Below are 19,840 nucleotides of genomic sequence, written 5' to 3'. Positions count from 1 at the left end.
AACCTCATCCTTTACGCGTTCTTCGATAATAGAAATAACGGTCAATCATTATTGCGGCCAATGTTGAACAGAATGTAGCCACTAAAGTGGGACCTACAATATCAGTTGGCGAGGCGGAATTATAATTCATCCGTATTGCAATCACGGTTGTAGGAATTAAAGTAAGACTTGAAGTATTGATGGCCAGAAAGGTAATCATAGAGCGGCTCGCTTCATTTTTGCCCCCATTCAATTGCTTCAGCTCTTCCATAGCTTTTATACCGAGCGGGGTAGCTGCGTTTCCAAGACCGAACATATTGGCCATCATGTTTGACAGCATATATCCCATCGCCGGGTGATCACCCGGCACCTCTGGAAATAGCCTTTTCACAAGAGGCCGGAATAAGGAAGCAAGCTTCTTCAGCAATCCGGCATCCTCTGCAATTCTCATCATTCCCAGCCAAAAAACGAGTATGCTGATTAGACCGATACATAACGTGACCGCTTCTTTTGCACCATTGAAAATGGCTTCGTTCACTTCGTTTATGGTGCCATTTATCATGGCAAAGACAATGCCTATAGCGGTAAGCATTACCCAAATGATATTAACCATTGATCTTCACTCCCGCAATGGAGGTAAAAAGACCCTTAAAGTATTCTAAAAGCGATTTATCTTCTTTTGCTTTATCATGCTTGTAATATAAAGGAAGTTTTTTAACAGGCTGATCTTCAAAATACACTGTTGCCTGTCCTATGACTTCAGGCATTGTCCGGCTGTCTTTCCACTCTGTTTCAGGTTTCTGCAGCTCTATATTAATCTTAAACTTGTCTTTTTCCTCTTTTAAAACAGGGTAGTGGTAGGGATGCTTTAAATAAACTTTGCCTTTATAATATTCTTCATCAATATCATCTATAATTCCCTCGGGCAGGACTTCCACAATTTCATAGGTTTTAAAAGCTGTCTCATACATATTAATATGGTCATTCCAGTCATCGGGTCCGTTTAAGGTTACTGCAATCAGATTAAGGCTGCCTTTGGATGCTGTTGTAACAAGAGTTCTTTTTGCCCTTTTTGTATATCCTGTTTTTCCCCCGGTGCAATACTCATATAATTCAGTCAGGAGCCTATTTTTATTTTTCCACACCCTGTCCCAGCTTTCATTCGGATTTGGTGCTCTGTGCACCTTTGTACCAGCAATCTTTTGGTATGTCTCATTATTCATTGCATACCTGGTCAGCAAAGCCATATCATACGCTGTCGAATAATGGTCTTCATGATCATCCAGACCATGGGGATTTGCGAAATGTGTGTTCTTCATGCCAATCTCTTCAGCTTTCTTATTCATTAAAAAGCCGAATCCTTCAAGACTTCCGCCAACATGCTCTGCGATTGCAACAGCAGAGTCATTGCCTGAACGAAGCATGAGTCCATAGACCAGATCTTCAAGCTTAATTTTTTCGCCTGCCTTTAGATAAATCGAGGAGCCTTCCGCTCTGACAGCACGCTCACTTACTTTAACCATGTCGTCCATTTTTCCGGACTCTATAGCCAGAATTGCTGTCATTATTTTTGTAATACTTGCTATTCTCCTCACTTCATTTGCATCTTTCTGGTAAAGGATACGGCCAGAATCCTGCTCCATTAATATGGCACTCCGGGCACTTACTGAAACAGACGCTTCTGCCTTCTGAGGAATATTCATCACCATCAACGCGGTGGCCAAAACCATGGCCATCAGCCTTCTAAACCATTTCATTGCACAAAACCCCGTCTCCTTTGTGGAATGTCAAATTGAGCGAAATACAGGATCCCCCCGCAGAGAGGAGCTCCATGTTTTTCATTTATTTGTACAAGTTTATGCAGGACAAGTAGTGATATGACTATTAAGTTTGACTTGTCAGGCGGCTTTGGAAAAGGCTTGTCCATCAAAAATGAGGGGAATACTCTTGGTACTCCCCTTTTTCTTATTTCTTCTCCTATTTAGAACGGCTTCCATTTTAACTCAGATGCTTTTAAATACCTGTCTTCTACATCCTTCCAGTTGACAACATTCCACCAACTTTTCACATAATCTCCACGATTATTTTTATATTGCAGATAATATGCATGTTCCCATACATCTAAAACCAGCAATGGGATCGTATCCCACTGGGTTAAGAGCATATGTCTTTCCGACTGAAGTATTTCGAGTCTGCGCGCTCTTGGCGACCAGACCAGTATTGCCCAGCCTACGCCCTCTACCTGTTTGGCTGCTTCAGTGAAATGGTTTTTGAACCTCTCAAAGCTCCCAAAGTATTTGTTAATTTCTTTGAGGAGTGCCCCAGAAGGTTTTCCTCCGCCCTCAGGGCTCATATTATTCCAGAATATCGTATGCAAATAATGGCCCGATCCATGAAAGGCGAGTTCACGGGACCAGTGTTTTACGAGACTGTAGTCATTATTGTCTCTCGCATTTTGAAGCATCACTTCTGCTTTATTCAATCCATCCACATAAGATTGATGATGCTTATCATGATGCAGTCTCATAATTTCACCTGAGATATGCGGTTCAAGTGCACTGTAATCATAAGGGAGCGGAGGCAAAAAGTGCTTACCCGCAGAAATGTACGGTTCATTGATATAGATATTTCCAAGCTGCTGTCTATTAGTAAAATAATTCTCCATATCGGAATGAAGAGTATCTACGTGTTCCTGCAGCTTTTCCAGGGCTTCAATATCGAGGGGACCGTTTATTCCATCCATAATTTCGGTAAAATGATCCAGCCTTTGCCACAGTTCATCGTTTTGTTCAACATCCTCCGAGTCTAAGAAATCTCTTAGCTCTTTGTTCCATTTTGTAACTTCCTTGATGTAATCTTCCATTTTACTCATACAATCCCTCACTCACTTCTTTTTATAGCTCACTTTCTATTTGTATGAGTGGAAGTTTGTACGTTTTCCAAAGAAAATTGGAAACCTGCATATAAAGTGAAACTTCAATCTTTTACTGCCCGCTAGACTGCAGTAAACCCGCCCACAAAAAAAGAACAGCCGCCTGCTGTTCTTCAACATTCCTATTTTGATTGAATCATTTTTGTCCGGTAGTCGGTTTCGTAATATTCAAGTTCCTCCCGAATCCGCTGGAACTCTCCTTCCAGCTGCCTGAACATTGTTTTTAGGCTGTCAGGAACTTCCTCGTGGAATTGGATTGAGTTTTTTCCAGTATATGCTGAACGGCTATTCTCAAACCAGGCATCATTTTTCGGAGAGAAAAACTCTTCAATGCACTGATGGTAAATCCGATATAATGTCTTTTCGGCAGCCCCCTTTTGGAAGGGTTCACTTTTTAAAATGATCGTGCAGGTATCAAGCCCTTCTTCACAATAAACCAGGAGTTTTCTGACATGTGAAAGAATGCTTTTATAATAATTCACATTTCCCTGCTTTTCTGTTTCAAGATCTTTAATCGTTGTATTATTTAAGAAATCTTCAAAAGCGGCAACGCTATTACCGAGGAAATTTTTCACATCTTCCATTTGTGATTTAACGATTGAATTCCCCATCCATTACACCCCCGTATTTATACACTGGCTATTACTGCGGTTGAACAATAAAATCTAAAGGTGATCGCAGGTCAAAGGATTTTTTATTCTCCAGCGCTTCAAAAATGGATGGAAGCTTGGAAAAGTCCAGATCCTGAAAATAGGATGCAAAATCAGCCTTTGAGTTAAGATAAATTCGTTTGCGATGCCTAAAACCCGGGTTCTTTAATAAACATGAAAGAGCAACAAGATCCTTGAACTGCACCTCTCTCGAACCAGCAATGAAGACCGGGTCCTGTTCATAGGGTGTGAACTCATTCATGGATTCATCAAAGAAACGGACATATAAAACATGAAAAGTTTTCTCCTGCCCATCTTCTTCGAACACAATCTCGCTTCTGTTAAAAAAGTCTTCCGAAGTGTTCGGCTTTTCTTTTTCAAGCTCGTATCCAATGCAATGTTTAATCAGCAAGCAAAACCCTCCTATTTCCCCCGACGGTTTTAAGATGATATGTATGACAGCTGTTTTAAAAGGAAAGGGAAAAATATAAATCTATTTTACCACACTTCCTATGTAATGTGTCAGAAAACTCAAGAATCTAGCTCCTGGAACTTCTCAAAGAATAAATCTGCCTCTTCCTGGAAGGAATCCTCTTCTTCACTAACCTTATCGGGGAGCGGCGGAAGCTCTTCTATGCTTTTAAGGCCAAAATAATCAAGGAATTCTTTAGTCGTTCCATACAGGTAGGCCCGCCCTGTTCCTTCTGCCCGTCCAACTTCTTTAATCAGTACTTTTGCCGATAATGTCTGAAGAGGCCTCTCTGTCTTGACTCCCCTTATCTCTTCAATCTCTGTCCTTGTAATAGGCTGTCTGTAAGCAATGATTGCCAATGTCTCGAGTGCCGCCTGAGATAAGGAAGCGGACGATGGAGATTCTACCAGCTTTTTTAAATACGCAGAAAACTCTTTTTTCGTAACCAGCTGAAAAGTCCCTGCCAGTTCAACCACCATAATTCCGCGGCTGCTATTGCTGTAGTCTTCAATAAGGCTGTCCATGATTTCACGGGCCTGAAGTTCTTCCACCTCCAGAACATGGGCAATTTGCTTTAGGGATAAGCCTTCATCACCGGCTGCAAACAGAAGGCTTTCAGCAATTCCTTTCCAATTAATAATCTCCATACTATTTGTCTCCTTCCATGGACGCTACAAAGATATCCGAGAAGTTTCTGTCCTGCTCGACCTGTATTTCTTTGCGCTTGATTAACTCCAGCACCGCCAAGAAAGTAACCACTATATGTTCTCTGTCTGATATTGGAAAAAGGTCGGTGAATTTTTTCCTCCCCTTAAAATTCCTTAATTGGTCCACAATTTCAGACATCCGCTTCTCTATGGGAATCTCCTGACGGGCAACTTTCGCAGAAAGCGGCCTTTGCAGTTTCTTCCTTCTTAATAACTTTTGCAGAGCACCAAGCATATCATAAAGACTTACATTCAAATCAGCTTTTTCCTGCTGAGAATCATTCACATATTCTGAAAGGTCTGCAGGCGGCTTTGTATACATTAAACTTCTATCCTGTTCGCGCTCCTTAAGCTCTTCTGCAGCTTCCTTATATTTACGGTATTCAATCAGCCGTTCTACAAGTTCATCTCTTGGATCTTCCTCCATTTCCATTCCAAATTCATCCTCCAGCTCTTCCTCTTCATGCTTTGGCAGGAGCATTTTGCTTTTAATAGCCAGCAGTGTAGCTGCCATCACAAGATATTCGCTTGCTACGTCAAGCTGGAGCTCTTTCATTGTATGTATATAAATGAGGTATTGCTCGGTTATTTCTGATACAGGAATGTCATAGATATCGATTTCCAGCCGATTGATAAGATGAAGAAGGAGATCCAGCGGCCCCTCGAACGCATCTATTTTTACGTTATAATGATCATATTGCATAAATACCCACCAAATTTTCCTAATATTGATTCCGTTAAACGCCAAAAGACTATATCTAGTATAGATTATTCATTAATGTTATCCAATAGAAAAATAACCCTGATGTCCGGAATGCCCCCAATTTCATTTTCAAATTTTTTTGATGCGCCCAATCATTCAGGCAATTGCCTACATACGATGTATGGAAATAAAGATACAGGAGGTATTTTGAATGTCTAATTCTGGATTTGGAGATTGCGGAACCGGGTTTGCTTTAATTGTAGTGTTGTTCATCCTTTTAATTATTGTAGGAGCTTCCTGGTGCTTCTAAATTGTTGCGTTAAATACAGTAAATAACAAATTCAGCACTTTGCTGGCTGGACCTGAAAAAGGATTGCCTTTCAGAGACCAGCCAGAAGCGCCAAAATATACGTGTTCAAAAGCCCGGTTAAATCGCCGGGTTTTTATTTTTCTGATAACCGCTTCTCCTATGTTAAAATAAAGAAAGAATTGTCAAGGAGTGAAAGTATGTATCCTGATGCATATATCGAGTTCATGGTCCATTTTCATGGTGACCGTGATTATTTTGAATGTCACGAAATACTGGAGGAATACTGGAAGAATACAGATCGAAACAATAAAAGTTCTACATGGGTTGGGCTAATTCTCATGGCAGTTTCTTTTTATCATCATCGCAGAGAAAATAATAATGGTGCCGAACGTACTCTCCGCAAAGGAATCGGCATATTGGAGTGCAGTCCTGCAGATTTGACGGCACTGGGACTTAATGCAGATCAATTGATGAAAGACCTTAAGGACAGGCTCGAGCTGATACAAAAAGGCGGTAAGTACACGAGCGTTAATTTGCCAATAACAGACCACTTGCTTAAGGAAAAATGCATGGATGTTTGCTCCTCCAAGGGATTTGCCTGGTGCTCTGACAGCATTCTACTGGATAAAGAAATTGTTCACCGCCATAAAAGAAGAGATAGAACAATGGTCATTAAAGAGAGACTGGATGCCCTGAATCAGAAAAAAAGGCAGGAATAATAATTATTCGCTGCCTTTTTCTTTATTTTCATTATTGATATCACACTTGTTCAAAAAAGCTTCCGTTTCATCAGTTGCAGTTAACGTTTTGCCAGGGTATAGTTCATCCAATGCTTTTATCATTGTTTTGCCTATCCCTTGATGCCGGTGTGACGGGTTAACAGAGATATGCTGAATCTCCATGGTCTGATCACTTGATGTAACCCCAACCAGCCCAATTATATCTTCGTCTTCCTTCCACAAAAACAGCTGCCAATTTTCTTCTGATTCATATTGCTTCATCGTCTGCTGCAGCCTTTTCAGGTCTTTTTCATTAGGCATGAAAGATAAAAGACCCATTGCAATTTTTTCAAATGATTTTTTATATCGAATTAGCATATTAATCCCTCATTATTTGAATAAAAACATCATAACTATTTTTCCCACTTTTTAATATTTATAAACTTACCATAACAGTATATGTATTCATGCTGAATGTTGCTATTTTCGAATAAAAACCGTATAATTCATTGCCTTAGCGCCTTTTTTGATACAAGACGGCTCTAAACTATAAAAAACCAGTAAACCAGTCCCCATCCGATACTTAAGACAAGCAATAAAATAAAAAGAAGCCAATTGCTTTTTTCATGATTCCTTACTGCCCCCATTTATATAAATCCTATGACTCACAAACTATCATTCATTTTACACTATTCTTTTTGATAATTCCATTCTGCTTGCTGAAATAGGCATTTTGAGCTAATGTTTCAGGTAAAGAAGAATTGAAACTTTTCCGCATAAGAATCGTCTATTTACAGGAAGCCATTATAATTAAGGCAGACTTGTCATACATGGCTTACCTATTTTTGCTTCGGGAGGAAACCGCATGAAATGGAATAAAATGCTTGCGCTATTCATGATTTCGCTATTATTTATTATGCCGATACAGGCATTTGCCGATATGGCAGAAGGTGACGTAATTGTCACCCTAGGAGAGAATCTATCAGAAGAACAAAAAAATATGCTTCTGGCTGAAATGAAAGCTCCGAAAGATGCGGCCATCATTACTGTTTCAAATGAAGAAGAACATAAATATCTTGGCAATTATATCTCTAAAGCTTTAATAGGCACGAGAGCGATATCTTCTTCAGCTGTCACAATAGCAAAACAAGGCTCCGGACTTGAAGTTGAGACAAAGAATATCAACTGGGTTACTGATGAAATGTATATTAATGCCTTGATTACTGCAGGTGTAAAAGATGCGAAAATCTATATAACAGCTCCTGCGAATGTTTCCGGAACAGCTGCCTTAACAGGCATCATCAAGGCATATGAAATTTCGGCCGAAAAAACAATCCCTGAAGAAGTAAAACAGGCGGCTAATGAAGAAATGGTCGAAACAGCTAAGCTTGGCGATTCGGTCGGAAACGAGAATGCTGCTGCTTTAATTGCCAAAATTAAAGAGGAAATTGCAAAAAACTCACCTGAAACCGATGCAGAACTAAGAACTATTATCGAAAATGCCGCCAAGGAACTCGGCATCACTCTGACTGAACAGGAGATTTTAAGTTTAATAGATTTGTTCAACAAGCTGAAAGAGCTTGATATCGACTGGAATCAGGTCGGCGAGCAGCTTAACCAGGCAAAAGACAAAATATCCAAATACCTTGAAAGTGAAGAAGGCCAAGGTTTTTTAGAAAGTTTAAAGCGTTTTTTTGTGAGTGTAATAGACGCTGTTAAAGCCTTCTTCTCTTAAAAAATTAAGCTGCCTTGACGGGCAGCTTAATTTTTTATTTTTTCATTGATTGGCAAATCCAATCTTAAAATGTCCTCGTATGTTTCTCTTTTAACAACCAGCTTTGCCTCTCCATTTTCAATAAAAACGACAGGCGGCCTTGGAATTCGGTTATAGTTGTTTGCCATGGAATAGCCGTATGCGCCGGTGCAGAAAACCGCCAAGAGGTCTTGATCCCCTGCTTTTGGAAGAGGCAAATCCCAAATAAGCATATCGCCTGATTCACAGCATTTACCGGCAATTGATACTGTCTCTTCGGGTTTATCCAATACCCGGTTTGCCAATACCGCTTCATATTTAGCCTGATAAAGAGCCGGCCTGATATTGTCACTCATGCCGCCGTCCACAGCCAGATAATTTCTGACATTTGGAACCTCTTTGCGTGATCCCGTCTGGTATAAAGTTGTCCCTGCATCTCCCACAAGGGAGCGCCCCGGCTCAATCCAAATTTCCGGCATCTTCATTGAGTAATGTTCAGCCTGTTTCTTAACTTCCCCAATGATTTCTTCAACATATTGAGATGCATGAATCGGATCATCATCTTCTGTATAGCGGATTCCAAAACCTCCGCCTAAGTTAAGCACTATAGGTTCATAAGCATGCTTTTCTTTCCATTCTGCCATCTTTTCAAAAATTTTCTTGGCAGCCAAAATGAATCCTGTTGTATCGAAAATCTGAGAACCGATATGACAATGCAGTCCAAGTGTTTCGATCCAGCTTGAATTCAGCGCTTTTTGTAAAGCCGTTTCCGCCTGTCCATTCTGAAGGTCAAACCCAAATTTTGAATCTTCCTGGCCAGTTAAGATATAATCATGGGTATGGGCTTCAATTCCAGGTGTAACCCTCAGTAAGATTTTTGTCCTGGCTGCAAGAGATTCGCAAATCTCCTCTAATAATTCCAGCTCATAAAAATTATCGACAACAATACAGCCGACCTGATTCTTAAGAGCCATTTTCAATTCTTCTCTGCTTTTATTATTCCCGTGAAAATGAATTCTTTCAGGTGGAAAATCTGCAGCAAGAGCCGTGTATAACTCTCCGCCTGAAACTACATCCAAAGAAAGACCTTCTTCATCAACAAGCTGAACCATGGCCACTGTAGAAAAAGCTTTGCTTGCATATGCCACTTGTGCTTTTATTCCAAGCTTATCGAAAGTCTGCTTAAATCCCCTTGCCCGTTCTCTTATTAATGCCACATCATATACGTATAAAGGTGTTCCAAATTGACCGGCAAGATCGACTGTGTCCATACCGCCAATTTCAAGATGCCCTTTTTCATTTACCTTCATGGTGCCGTGAAAATACATGGTTCCCCCTCTTCCTTTTCCGCAGGAGCCAGGCCAGGTTCCCCTGCCCCCGTGATTAATCAGTTTATGAAAGAAAAAGACAGCTGCGTAAGAGACTGTCTATTCTGTTTCCTTTAATCCTTTATTTAATTAAAAAAACTTTACCATATTTCGTGTATTTCCGCAATCGGCATTACGCGTATTTCTTATTTAACAGGCTGCTTATAACGATTTTTAGTCTGGACAATACTCGGCCTGATCTTTGAACCGGGCATGGAACGGCGAATCAGGATTTGGGTTAAAGCCACCGGGCTGAATGGAATAAATGGCCATAGATATGGTGTATTTAAAGATTTAATGCTTGCCAGCAGGAGAATGATTAGTGTGAGTCCCACGACTAGGCCGGGTGTATGGAAAATGGCAACTGCCACAAGCAAACACAATCGCAGAATTTTATTGGCAATGCTCAGTTCATAGCTTGGTGTCGTATATGTTCCAATTGCCGAAAGTGATACATATAAAATGACTTCAGGAACAAATAGGCCAACATCTATGGCAATTTGGCCTATAAGTACAGCGGCTATTAAGCCCATAGCTGTTGAAAGCGGTGTAGGTGTATGGATGGCTGCAATCCTTAGAAACTCAATTCCGATGTCTGCAAGAAACAGCTGGGCTATGACAGGCACATTCGTTTCTTCGTTTGGTCCGATAAACGCGATCCTTTCAGGCAGAAGCGAAGGCTCCAAAACAAACAAGAACCATAGCGGCAAAAGCACAACAGAAGCCAAGAGACCTAAAAAGCGAATCCAGCGGACAAATGTGCCGACAGCTGGCGATTGCCTGTATTCTTCCGCATGCTGTAAATGATGGAAATAAGTAGTAGGTGTTATAATCACACTTGGTGAAGTATCAACAAAAACAATAACATGCCCTTCAAGCAAATGGGCTGCTGCCACATCTGCCCTTTCCGTATACCGTACCAGCGGGAAGGGATTGTAACCCTGTTTCAGTATAAATTCTTCAACTGTTTTATCAGCCATGGTAATGCCATCTATTTCAATGGCTTTTATTTCTTTTCTAATTAAATCAACTAAATCCTGATTGGCCACATCTTTAATGAAACCAATGGCAACATCCGTTTTAGACCTTTCACCTACGCGCATTATCTCAAATCGCAGTCTCTCATCCCTAATTCTTCTGCGGGTTAAGGCCGTGTTTACTATAATATTTTCTACATAGCCATCTCTTGATCCGCGGACAACTTTTTCAGTATCCGGCTCCTGAGGGGTTCTGCCGGGATAGCTTCTGACATCGATGACAAGCCCTTCTCCCTCTCCCTCGCCTACAACCACAATTAGACCTGAGAGCACCTGATCGACCAGCTCATCCATTGTTTTAATGTGTTCAATTGATTGATGCCTCAGCCTGTTTTCAATGATTTTAAAAAGGTTAGCGGAAAGTTTTTCACTGTCATTGATTCCAACCAATCCCTCAATGATAGCAATGATATAATTCGTATCCGTTAATCCGTTAATATAATAGAAATGTACATCCTTCCTTAAGATCGTTAGCTTTCTGACACCCAGATCGAAGCTTTCTCCCAGGCCGACTCTATTTTTCATATATTTTTCAATTTCATGTACGGATTCAAATATGGGTGTCTTATCTTCTTTCGTCTTCCTTTGTGCCATAATAGCCGCTCCTTTCCAATACAAGTTCTACTGCCTTTTTAGTAATCGGTGATCCTGCATCATAATGATCTTTTTTGGACATCTTCCCGATATCGCCAATTCCCACGATTATCGGCACATCCAGCTGATCCAGACAATAAACGGTATCACCATTGATTCTGCCTATTTCCATCTCGGGAACTCCAAACTTATCAACTCCGTAGGGGTTAATTCGCCATTATTATCAATACACACATCTACTTTTGTCCATTCGGCCTGTCTTGTTTTTGAGGCAACTGCTATGATTCCCAGAACATCGATATCCTTATGGCACGCAACATATTTCAGCGCATTCTCTCCAGTTCCCTCCCCGATAAACCCGCTGTCATCAAACATAACCAGGACAGGATCATGGGAAACCTTTTTTATTAGCTTGACGATTTGCTGACCGGTTAAGATTGAAGGGTTTCCATGCGACAAGGACAAACATCTTCCTCCGATTTCCTTAGCAACAAGTTCAACTGTCTTCCTTGCAAAATCGTCTCCATCTGTTATAAGAATGACGTGCCTCCGTTCATCCATAGCGGCTTTTCCTTTCCGAATCCTCATTTTTTCTTTAAATATGCCCAGCCGATTGCTTATTTATTTACAAAATAAATCCATTGAAACAGTGATCCGAACACCTTTCCAAATACAAATGCCATTAATAAAATCGCAATTTTCCCATCCACTCCGATTCTTTTCGCAAGGATTGGAAATACATTCAAAACTTCGGTTAAAGCTGCTGCCAGCATTCCAATAAATATTCCCGACGCGAGCCCCAGGGGGATTAAAAGCAGCGGTGTTAACTGGAGCACCGGATCCCATAAAGTTGCCAGGGCACCTGCCAAAGCACCCATAACAACTGCAGCTTCATAATGATGGATCATTTTCATCGTTTTGGTCAGCTGGGTCAGCCTCGGGATAATGCCTAAAACAGCCAGAAAGGCAACGAACCCTGAACCAACAGCGAGCCCCCCGCAAATCCAATGATCATTACCAGGACAACATTAATGGTCATCAAGATACTTCATACTCTCCTTGTTTTCTTTCAATGCAACATAATTATCAAGATCCAGCTGATAATTGAACATTTCCACTTCCAATGGGCTAGGCTCTTCATTAAGCCGCTTCTTAAAAACATGATTAAAGAATATGATCATGCCGAGCCCCAGGCCTATGGAATAGGGAATTTGAAAAATGAGGGGCTTTCTGTCCACTTCCCCAGTTATGAGAGTGTAAATTCTAAGCTGTACAGCCTGCATGCTCACATCTTCATGAAAATTCATAATTGCCAGGGCGGCACCAATAAACAGAAGCAGCCAAACCAGCAGGAAAAGAGGGAATGATACTTTTTGCTTTTTTGTAACAACCTCAACTATCGATTGAGCCGGCCCAATCGACTGGACCTCCAGGTTTGAAAATAATTGGGTAATGGCACGAATTACCTTCATAACGTCAATTATCACAATATTTTGGTCATGCTCATTTACTTTATATAGCGGAAGTGCACAAAGCTTTACATAAATATCATCATCGGCAATGACCTGTGCAATATCTTTAAGCATTATTATCTGATTGGGCCGTATTTGCAGACGGTGCCGCAAGCGAATATAAACTGTTTTCTCCAAAACGCTCACTTCCCACAAAGTGATTTCCTTTTTATAAACTTGGTACGACTATTTAGAGCGTTTCCGCTTTTGTGTCTATATTTAGTATGAGTTACATATATTAGCTTCATGAACTCCAATAATTGGCTGTTTAGAAAAGCAGCAGAAGTGGGGGATCTAGACAGTTATCGATGTCCAAAGCTTTATGCTTTGGTATTTTGAAAATAAAAAAAGACCGGATGGATTTATATATCCATTCGATCTTTCATTTGCTGGAGTATCTTTTTTCAAGACGCGATACCTGAACCTGGGAAATACCAAGCCTTGCTGCCACTTCAGATTGAGTCTGATCTTTATAATAGCGCAAATAAACTATCAGTCTTTCCCGCTCATCCAATTCGCGGATCGCTTCTTTTAGAGCTATTTTATCAAACCATTTCCCTTCATTGCCATCATCTATCTGATCGAGCAGCGTTATGGGATCTCCATCATTTTCATAAACTGTTTCATGTATTGATGAAGGTATCCGGCTTGCTTCCTGGGCTAGGATAATATCTTCCGGAGAGATTTCCAGAAACTCGGAAAGCTCTGTAACTGTTGGGATGCGGCCAAGCGTTTTTGATAGCTCATCTTTGGCCTTCCTGATTTTATTGCCCATTTCCTTCAATGAACGGCTTACCTTCACCGTTCCATCATCGCGGATGAATCTTTGGATTTCTCCGATAATCATTGGAACCGCATAGGTTGAAAACTTCACATCATAACTGAGATCAAATTTATCAACCGATTTCAACAAGCCAATACAGCCAATTTGGAAAAGGTCATCCGGTTCATATCCTCTATTCAAGAATCTCTGGACGACAGACCAGACAAGACGCATATTTTTTTGAACAATTTTGTCTCTCGCACCCTGATCTCCGCTTTGGCTTTGCTTTATAAGCTCCTTGACTTCATTGTCCTTTAAATAGGTTTGGCCCTTCTCTGCTTTAACCTCCACATCCATAGCAAGACTCCCTTAATTGCATAGCATTTTACTATTTGATAAATGCTTCCTTAATCGGATCTCTGTGCCTATCCCCGGCTGCGATTTGATTTCGATTTCGTCCATGAAATTTTCCATGATGGTAAAGCCCATACCTGATCTTTCCAGTTCAGGCTTTGTTGTAAATAACGGCTGACGTGCCTCCTCCACATCCATAATTCCAAGGCCTTTATCCTTAATGGTCAAATCAATGAATCCATCTTCAATCAGGACAGAAATATAGACAATCCCATTAGGATCATTTTCATAGCCGTGAATAATGGAGTTGGTTACAGCTTCGGAAACGACAGTTTTAATTTCTGTCAGTTCATCCATTGTCGGATCAAGCTGAGCAATAAAAGCAGCAACAGTGACACGAGCGAATGATTCATTTTGGCTAAGTGCGCTGAATTCGAGGTTCATCACATTTTTCATATTTCAGGCAACCCCCAATCTTTGCAGTGCGTTTTCTTCTGTCGGTTCTAAACGGATAATCTTAAATAAACCCGACATATCAAATAGTCTCTGCACCGCTGGAGAAATGGCACAAACAACCATTTCACCATGCTTTTGTTTGATTTGTTTGTATCTGCCCAAAATAACTCCCAACCCTGAACTATCCATAAAAGAAAGCTGCTCAAGGTTTAAAATAATGTGATGGATGTCATGCTCTTCAATCGCCCTTGTTGCCTGTTCACGCAGCTCATCTGCCGAATGGTGGTCCAGCTCCCCGCTTAAACGAATACATAAGACATCATGCTTCACTTCCAAATTAATGTTAAGACTCACTATCTTAGCCTCCTTATCTGGTACCCGCAACTGAAAAAGCCGCTAATACTCCATGCTCTTTCTCCGGATAGGATAAGCCGGAATCTCAAAAAATTCCGGTATCCGCCCTTATAGTGAGTCAATTTCGATGCATGATGTTTCATTTCCTTCCTGGAGACAAAACTAGTGCATTTTCGCTAAAAATAATTAACATAAAGATTCTTTTCGACAAAAATGAATGGTTATTTATTCAGCTTTTGAAAATAATCCCATAGATCTCTTAAACAAGGTCCACCATGATGCTTCCATACTATCTTCTTTAGCAACCAGAGGGCTTTCAACTAAAACTTTTCCATTCTTTTTCAAGGTTAGTGTCCCGATTTGATCGCCCTTTTGGACAGGTGCTTTAATATTTTTATTTAATGTAACTTTTTGTTCAATTTCCTCAATGCTTTCACCTTTTTTAGTTAATAGGGAAATCGGTTCGCTTGTCAGGGCTTCAACCATTTTCTTCTCCCCTTTGCTTACTGCAACTTTGCCAAGGACATGATTTCTTTCATACATTGGATGTGTCTTATATTGGCTAAATGCATAGTCGAGCATTTTAGTCACTTGGGCATTGCGTTCTTTGGAAGTCGGTGCGCCAAATACAACTGCTATTACCCGCATGCCATCTTTCTCGGCAGTTGCTGTCAAGCAGTATTTTGCTTCAGATGTGAAACCTGTTTTAAGCCCATCAACTCCTGGATAAAATCGCACAAGGCGATTTGTATTGACAAGCCAGAATTTTTTATCTGTGTCTTCACGAAGATAGGCTTCATAGGTTCCAGTAAAATCTGTTATCTTTTCATATTTAAGGAGCTCTTTTGCCATTATTGCCATATCATGTGCAGTACTGTAATGTTCTTTAGCTGACAGGCCTGTAGGGTTTTGGAAATTAGTGTTCTTAAGGCCTAATTCCTTTGCCTTATTATTCATCATTTCAACGAAAGCTTCTTCTGAACCAGCAATTCTCTCAGCCATTGCAACGGACGCATCATTTCCTGAACCAATAGCGATTCCCTGCAGCATTTGCTTTGTGGTCATTTCTTCACCTGGCTCAAGGAAAATTTGCGAGCCGCCCATTGATGCCGCATACTCGCTTGTCCGGATTTTCTCATCCCATGACAGCTTTCCTTCATCTATAGCTTCCATGATTAGAAGCATTGTCATTACTTTAGTCATACTCGCAGGCGGCAGCTGTTCACCGCTATTTTTTTCATACAATATCGATCCGGTATCACGTTCGATAAGAATTGCGGATTTCACATTATCCGCTAAATCTGCACTGCTTTCTCTTGCAAATCCTGAAGGAACAAAGATTGTTGCCATTAATAATGTTATTAACATCAATGAGACGAGTCGTTTCATCACACAATACCTCCATTCTTTATAGCCTCCATTTTTTCCATTCAAAGAAAATTTATACAGTTCTGGCTGACTAAAAAGAAAATAAGAGAAACAGCACCACAGCAAAAAGCCGCCAGACATGAAGTCCTGGCGGCTTTTTGCTGCTATATTATTCAGTTATTTCTTCATGAATCAATACTGGAGCCGGTACTTTTTCAGTCGACATAGCAATGTTTTCATAAAGCATATTTCTTACTTCTTCTACATTTTCGAAGTTGCTGTAGATGGTTACGAGAGATTCGCCCTTCTGTACCTGGTCGCCGATTTTCTTTCTTAACATAAGGCCGACAGCAAGATCGATTTCGGATTCCTTGGTTGCTCTTCCTGCTCCTAAAAGCATGGCTGCTGTTCCGATTTCATCCGCTGCAATCTCAGAAACATAGCCATCCTGCTTAGCTTCTAATTCAAATGTATATTTTGCCTGAGGCAATTTTTGCGGATCATCAACAACGGAAGCATCTCCGCCCTGAGAGCTTAAGAATACTTTGAATGTGTCTAAAGCGGAACCGTCTTTAATAACATTTTCAAGCTTCTCACGCGCTTCCTTCAATGAATTCGCTTTTTTCGCCAAGAAAACCATATGGCTGCCCAAGGTCAGGCAAAGTTCTGTCAAATCTTCAGGACCTTCGCCTTTTAATGTATCGATCGCTTCTTTTACTTCAAGGGCATTTCCAATTGCATAGCCCAGCGGCTGGCTCATATCGGAGATAACTGCCATTGTGTTTCTGCCAACATTATTTCCGATTCGAACCATCGCTTTCGCTAATTCACGTGAATCATCAAGTGTCTTCATAAATGCGCCAGCGCCTGTTTTAACATCAAGGACAATGGCGTCAGCACCTGCAGCGATTTTCTTGCTCATAATCGAACTTGCAATTAGAGGAATGCTGTCGACTGTAGCTGTAACATCGCGCAGTGCATACAACTTTTTGTCAGCTGGTGTTAAGTTTCCGCTCTGTCCAATTACTGCAATTTTATTTTGATTAACAAGCTTTATAAATTCATCATTTTCAATTTCCACATGGAAACCTACTACAGACTCAAGTTTGTCGATTGTTCCGCCTGTATGTCCGAGTCCCCTGCCTGACATCTTCGCAACCGGAACACCCACTGCCGCTACAAGCGGCCCCAGGACCAGTGTTGTTGTATCGCCAACACCGCCAGTTGAATGTTTATCTACTTTAATGCCTTCTATTTTCGATAAGTCGATTTGATCACCGGATTCTACCATCGCCATAGTCAAGTCGGCTCTTTCGCTCTCTGTCATTCCCTGGAAAAAGATAGCCATTGTTAAAGCACTTACCTGATAATCCGGGATTGATCCGTCTGTATATCCTTTAATGACAAACTGAATTTCTTCTGTTGTTAACTCAAGTCCATCCCTTTTCTTTTCAATAAGATCCACCATTCTCATCATCAAACACCACTGCTTTCATTTATTCTTTTCTTATGGCTCTAATCTAATCGGATTGTTGTTTTTGTTCAATAAGCAGCCCGTTGATTGCAGCACGGGACACTTGCTTCCCGCAGGGAGGAACGAGAGCCTCCTCTGAGCAGGAGTCAAGTGCCCTCCGCTCCAACCAACTTAGTAATTAAACTAAGTTAGCCGCATAGCCTCAGAATCAACATGCCTTAAAAAATCTTATACACCAAGTTCCTTAACAATTGCTTTCACATAACGAAGGAAATCGGCTTTGACTTTCTCAGTTGTTTCGATTACTTCTTCGTGGTTCAGCGGCTGATCCAGGATACCTGCAGCCATATTTGAGATACAGGAGATTCCAAGAACATTCATTCCTGAATGCTGTGCCACAATGACTTCTGGAACAGTTGACATGCCGACTGCATCTCCGCCCATTGTTCTCAGCATGCGAATTTCTGCAGGTGTTTCATAAGTTGGCCCTGTATTGCCGACATAAACTCCTTCCTGAATCTTCAGGTCTAGCTTATCGGCTATATCTCTGGCAAGCTTTCTCAATTCTTTGGAATATGCTTCTGACATATCCGGAAAACGCGGACCCATGCGGGAATCATTGGGACCAATAAGCGGATTGCTGCCCATATTGTTGATATGGTCTGAAATAAGCATGAGATCACCAGGTGAATAGGCTTCATTCACTCCGCCTGCTGCATTCGTAACAATAAGCTTCTCAACACCCATTTCGTTCATAACTCTTACCGGAAAGGTTACTTTATCAAATGAGTATCCTTCGTAATAATGGAAACGGCCTTGCATAGCAACCACTTCAATGCCGTTCAAACGTCCGAATACCAGTTGTCCTGCATGGCCCTCTACTGTTGATACAGGAAAATCAGGGATTTCGTTATAAGGGATTTTAACCGGTTCTTCAATTTCGTCTGCCAGCACTCCAAGTCCTGACCCTAATATCAGCCCAATCTTTGGCTGTCCAGTATACTTATTTTTAAGAAATTCAGCCGCATTTTGAATTTTGCTATAATTCATCGTCATTCTCCTCATCTGCTTTTTTATTCGTTATTTCAATTGATTTAAAAGCTTTTGCCAAAAGCCGGCATCTTTACATTAAAGTTATCAGCAATTGTTGCTCCAATATCTGCAAAGGTTTCGCTAATTGGAAGCTCTTGCCCTTCCTCCATGTCTTTTGAGTAAACAAGAAGAGGAACATATTCACGTGTATGATCTGTGCCATGGTGGACCGGGTCATTACCATGGTCCGCAGTGATCATTAATAGGTCGCCGTCCTGCATTTTTTCAAATACTTCAGGCAGGCGCTCATCAAATTCTTCAAGTGCTTTTCCATAGCCTTCCGGATCACGTCTATGCCCAAATAATGCATCAAAGTCAACAAGATTCAAAAAGCTCAGGCCCGTAAACTCTTTTTCAAATGTTTCAATCAGCTTATCCATTCCGTCCATATTTGAAGTTGTACGAATGGCTTCCGTTACCCCTTCGCCATCAAAAATGTCGGAAATTTTGCCGATTGCCAATACATCGAGGCCAATGTCTGCCATTTCGTTCATTACCGTGCGGTCAAAAGGCTTTAACGCATAATCATGTCTATTGGATGTTCTTTGGAAATTTCCCGGCTCGCCAATGAATGGTCTGGCAATCACTCTGCCGACCATATATTTTTCATCCAGCGTCAGTTCGCGTGCAATCTTACAGATTTCATACTGTTCTTCGATTGGTATTATATCTTCATGTGCCGCGATCTGCAGTACTGAATCGGCTGATGTATAAACAATCAAAGCGCCGGTTTTCATATGCTCTTCCCCGAGTTCAACTAGAATTTCCGTTCCGCTCGCCGGTTTATTGCCGATTATTTTTCTCCCGGTACGGGCTTCAAGTTCAGAAATCAATTCCTGCGGGAACCCGTCTGGAAATACCCGAAAGGGGTTTGGATATTCAAGCCCATGATCTCCCAATGTCCAGTCATTGTGTCTTTTCCGTTAGATGCTTCCTGCATTTTAGTGTAAAATGCCATTGGCTTCTCTGCTTTTTCGATTCCTTTGATTTCATTGATATTACTAAGCCCGAGTTTGCCCATATTCGGCATCTTCAGGCCATTCATTTTTTCTGCAATGTGGCCAATCGTATCAGCGCCTTTATCACCGAACTTATCGGCATCAGGCGCTTCTCCAATTCCTACTGAGTCCATGACGATTAAAAAAACGCGCTTATATGTATATGCAGACATATGTAAACCTCCTAATTATTTGAATACGGTTACAAAAATCATATTCGTATAGTACCCTTTTTAGGTTTATTTAA

The 19,840-nt window shown here is 41.0% G+C and carries 19 protein-coding genes and 4 pseudogenes; 3 read left to right on the top strand and 20 right to left on the bottom strand.

The window, feature by feature from the left end:
• Positions 1 to 4: 4 nt before the first annotated feature.
• The 7 genes from M5V91_RS01235 to M5V91_RS01205 all read right to left on the bottom strand — a co-directional run bounded on the left by M5V91_RS01235 (position 5) and on the right by M5V91_RS01205 (position 5,443).
• A complete protein-coding gene (locus tag M5V91_RS01235) occupies positions 5 to 592 on the bottom strand; it encodes a nucleoside recognition domain-containing protein (protein ID WP_019380355.1) in 588 nt (195 codons plus the stop codon).
• Positions 585 to 1,736, bottom strand: coding sequence for a D-alanyl-D-alanine carboxypeptidase family protein (locus M5V91_RS01230; protein ID WP_019380354.1), 1,152 nt, complete (start codon positions 1,734 to 1,736; stop codon positions 585 to 587). The genes M5V91_RS01235 and M5V91_RS01230 overlap by 8 nt, the downstream gene beginning before the upstream one ends.
• 224 nt (positions 1,737 to 1,960) lie before the next feature.
• Positions 1,961 to 2,851, bottom strand: a complete 891-nt coding sequence (locus M5V91_RS01225; RefSeq protein ID WP_019380352.1) for a superoxide dismutase — start codon at positions 2,849 to 2,851, stop codon at positions 1,961 to 1,963.
• A 182-nt stretch (positions 2,852 to 3,033) separates the two neighbouring features.
• Complete coding sequence (locus M5V91_RS01220) at positions 3,034 to 3,522, bottom strand: YpuI family protein (RefSeq protein WP_009332810.1); 489 nt, start codon at positions 3,520 to 3,522, stop codon at positions 3,034 to 3,036.
• 31 nt (positions 3,523 to 3,553) lie between these two features.
• Entirely contained in the window at positions 3,554 to 3,973 is a 420-nt protein-coding gene (locus M5V91_RS01215) for a hypothetical protein (protein ID WP_019380351.1), read from the bottom strand.
• A 119-nt stretch (positions 3,974 to 4,092) separates the two neighbouring features.
• Positions 4,093 to 4,680 carry an SMC-Scp complex subunit ScpB gene (gene scpB / locus M5V91_RS01210; protein WP_071157033.1) on the bottom strand — a complete coding sequence of 196 codons (588 nt, stop codon included), beginning with the start codon at positions 4,678 to 4,680 and terminating at the stop codon, positions 4,093 to 4,095.
• Position 4,681: 1 nt separating this feature from the next.
• Positions 4,682 to 5,443: a segregation/condensation protein A gene (locus M5V91_RS01205; protein ID WP_009332813.1), complete on the bottom strand. Its 762-nt coding sequence runs from the start codon at positions 5,441 to 5,443 to the stop codon at positions 4,682 to 4,684.
• Between the two features lie 211 nt (positions 5,444 to 5,654).
• On the opposite strand from M5V91_RS01205, the gene M5V91_RS01200 reads away from it, so the two are divergent.
• Complete coding sequence (locus M5V91_RS01200) at positions 5,655 to 5,753, top strand: YjcZ family sporulation protein (RefSeq protein ID WP_019380349.1); 99 nt, start codon at positions 5,655 to 5,657, stop codon at positions 5,751 to 5,753.
• Between the two features lie 197 nt (positions 5,754 to 5,950).
• A complete protein-coding gene (locus M5V91_RS01195) occupies positions 5,951 to 6,472 on the top strand; it encodes a DUF309 domain-containing protein (RefSeq protein ID WP_019380348.1) in 522 nt (173 codons plus the stop codon).
• Between the two features lie 3 nt (positions 6,473 to 6,475).
• Here the strand turns inward: M5V91_RS01195 and M5V91_RS01190 are convergent, their stop codons facing one another.
• Complete coding sequence (locus M5V91_RS01190) at positions 6,476 to 6,850, bottom strand: GNAT family N-acetyltransferase (RefSeq protein ID WP_019380347.1); 375 nt, start codon at positions 6,848 to 6,850, stop codon at positions 6,476 to 6,478.
• Positions 6,851 to 7,337: 487 nt separating this feature from the next.
• On the opposite strand from M5V91_RS01190, the gene M5V91_RS01185 reads away from it, so the two are divergent.
• The gene (locus M5V91_RS01185) at positions 7,338 to 8,207 is read left to right on the top strand and encodes a DUF1002 domain-containing protein (RefSeq protein WP_009332817.1); all 870 of its coding nucleotides are present in this window, start codon (positions 7,338 to 7,340) and stop codon (positions 8,205 to 8,207) included.
• A 26-nt stretch (positions 8,208 to 8,233) separates the two neighbouring features.
• Here the strand turns inward: M5V91_RS01185 and lysA are convergent, their stop codons facing one another.
• The 12 genes and pseudogenes from lysA to deoB all read right to left on the bottom strand — a co-directional run bounded on the left by lysA (position 8,234) and on the right by deoB (position 19,766).
• A complete protein-coding gene (lysA, locus tag M5V91_RS01180; RefSeq protein WP_019380345.1) occupies positions 8,234 to 9,553 on the bottom strand; it encodes a diaminopimelate decarboxylase in 1,320 nt (439 codons plus the stop codon).
• Positions 9,554 to 9,738: 185 nt separating this feature from the next.
• Positions 9,739 to 11,223 (bottom strand): spore germination protein, encoded by a 1,485-nt coding sequence (locus M5V91_RS01175; protein ID WP_009332819.1) that lies wholly within the window; start codon positions 11,221 to 11,223, stop codon positions 9,739 to 9,741.
• Positions 11,195 to 11,784, bottom strand: a pseudogene (spoVAEA, locus tag M5V91_RS01170) (stage V sporulation protein SpoVABEA). Before spoVAEA ends, M5V91_RS01175 begins: the two are co-directional and overlap by 29 nt.
• Before the next feature lie 56 nt (positions 11,785 to 11,840).
• Positions 11,841 to 12,262: pseudogene (locus M5V91_RS01165) on the bottom strand (stage V sporulation protein AB).
• Positions 12,252 to 12,872 (bottom strand): stage V sporulation protein AA, encoded by a 621-nt coding sequence (locus tag M5V91_RS01160; protein WP_251175096.1) that lies wholly within the window; start codon positions 12,870 to 12,872, stop codon positions 12,252 to 12,254. The pseudogene M5V91_RS01165 and the gene M5V91_RS01160 overlap by 11 nt, the downstream one beginning before the upstream one ends.
• 224 nt (positions 12,873 to 13,096) lie before the next feature.
• Positions 13,097 to 13,854: pseudogene (gene sigF / locus M5V91_RS01155) on the bottom strand (RNA polymerase sporulation sigma factor SigF).
• A gap of 12 nt (positions 13,855 to 13,866) precedes the next feature.
• Positions 13,867 to 14,307: an anti-sigma F factor gene (gene spoIIAB / locus M5V91_RS01150; RefSeq protein ID WP_009332824.1), complete on the bottom strand. Its 441-nt coding sequence runs from the start codon at positions 14,305 to 14,307 to the stop codon at positions 13,867 to 13,869.
• 3 nt (positions 14,308 to 14,310) lie between these two features.
• Positions 14,311 to 14,661 carry an anti-sigma F factor antagonist gene (gene spoIIAA, locus M5V91_RS01145; RefSeq protein WP_009332825.1) on the bottom strand — a complete coding sequence of 117 codons (351 nt, stop codon included), beginning with the start codon at positions 14,659 to 14,661 and terminating at the stop codon, positions 14,311 to 14,313.
• A gap of 225 nt (positions 14,662 to 14,886) precedes the next feature.
• The gene (locus M5V91_RS01140) at positions 14,887 to 16,050 is read right to left on the bottom strand and encodes a D-alanyl-D-alanine carboxypeptidase family protein (protein WP_009332826.1); all 1,164 of its coding nucleotides are present in this window, start codon (positions 16,048 to 16,050) and stop codon (positions 14,887 to 14,889) included.
• Between the two features lie 148 nt (positions 16,051 to 16,198).
• Complete coding sequence (locus tag M5V91_RS01135) at positions 16,199 to 17,503, bottom strand: pyrimidine-nucleoside phosphorylase (protein ID WP_019380340.1); 1,305 nt, start codon at positions 17,501 to 17,503, stop codon at positions 16,199 to 16,201.
• Between the two features lie 228 nt (positions 17,504 to 17,731).
• On the bottom strand, positions 17,732 to 18,553 hold the full coding sequence (locus M5V91_RS01130) for a purine-nucleoside phosphorylase (protein WP_019380339.1): 822 nt from the start codon (positions 18,551 to 18,553) through the stop codon (positions 17,732 to 17,734).
• 44 nt (positions 18,554 to 18,597) lie between these two features.
• Positions 18,598 to 19,766: pseudogene (gene deoB, locus M5V91_RS01125) on the bottom strand (phosphopentomutase).
• Positions 19,767 to 19,840 lie beyond the last annotated feature (74 nt).

This window comes from Cytobacillus pseudoceanisediminis (genome assembly GCF_023516215.1).
GTDB lineage: Bacteria > Bacillota > Bacilli > Bacillales > Cytobacillaceae > Cytobacillus > Cytobacillus pseudoceanisediminis.
Note: the sequence above shows the minus strand (reverse complement) of the source record. Positions and strands in the feature narration are given on the sequence as shown.

Coding starts and splice junctions, on each gene's coding strand:
- M5V91_RS01235 (WP_019380355.1), bottom strand. CDS start 592: ATGGTTAATATCATTTGGGTAATGCTTACCGCTATAGGCATTGTCTTT.
- M5V91_RS01230 (WP_019380354.1), bottom strand. CDS start 1,736: ATGAAATGGTTTAGAAGGCTGATGGCCATGGTTTTGGCCACCGCGTTG.
- M5V91_RS01225 (WP_019380352.1), bottom strand. CDS start 2,851: ATGAGTAAAATGGAAGATTACATCAAGGAAGTTACAAAATGGAACAAA.
- M5V91_RS01220 (WP_009332810.1), bottom strand. CDS start 3,522: ATGGGGAATTCAATCGTTAAATCACAAATGGAAGATGTGAAAAATTTC.
- scpB (WP_071157033.1), bottom strand. CDS start 4,680: ATGGAGATTATTAATTGGAAAGGAATTGCTGAAAGCCTTCTGTTTGCA.
- M5V91_RS01205 (WP_009332813.1), bottom strand. CDS start 5,443: ATGCAATATGATCATTATAACGTAAAAATAGATGCGTTCGAGGGGCCG.
- M5V91_RS01200 (WP_019380349.1), top strand. CDS start 5,655: ATGTCTAATTCTGGATTTGGAGATTGCGGAACCGGGTTTGCTTTAATT.
- M5V91_RS01195 (WP_019380348.1), top strand. CDS start 5,951: ATGTATCCTGATGCATATATCGAGTTCATGGTCCATTTTCATGGTGAC.
- M5V91_RS01190 (WP_019380347.1), bottom strand. CDS start 6,850: ATGCTAATTCGATATAAAAAATCATTTGAAAAAATTGCAATGGGTCTT.
- M5V91_RS01185 (WP_009332817.1), top strand. CDS start 7,338: ATGAAATGGAATAAAATGCTTGCGCTATTCATGATTTCGCTATTATTT.
- lysA (WP_019380345.1), bottom strand. CDS start 9,553: ATGTATTTTCACGGCACCATGAAGGTAAATGAAAAAGGGCATCTTGAA.
- M5V91_RS01175 (WP_009332819.1), bottom strand. CDS start 11,223: ATGGCACAAAGGAAGACGAAAGAAGATAAGACACCCATATTTGAATCC.
- spoIIAB (WP_009332824.1), bottom strand. CDS start 14,307: ATGAAAAATGTGATGAACCTCGAATTCAGCGCACTTAGCCAAAATGAA.
- M5V91_RS01140 (WP_009332826.1), bottom strand. CDS start 16,050: ATGAAACGACTCGTCTCATTGATGTTAATAACATTATTAATGGCAACA.
- M5V91_RS01135 (WP_019380340.1), bottom strand. CDS start 17,503: ATGAGAATGGTGGATCTTATTGAAAAGAAAAGGGATGGACTTGAGTTA.
- M5V91_RS01130 (WP_019380339.1), bottom strand. CDS start 18,553: ATGAATTATAGCAAAATTCAAAATGCGGCTGAATTTCTTAAAAATAAG.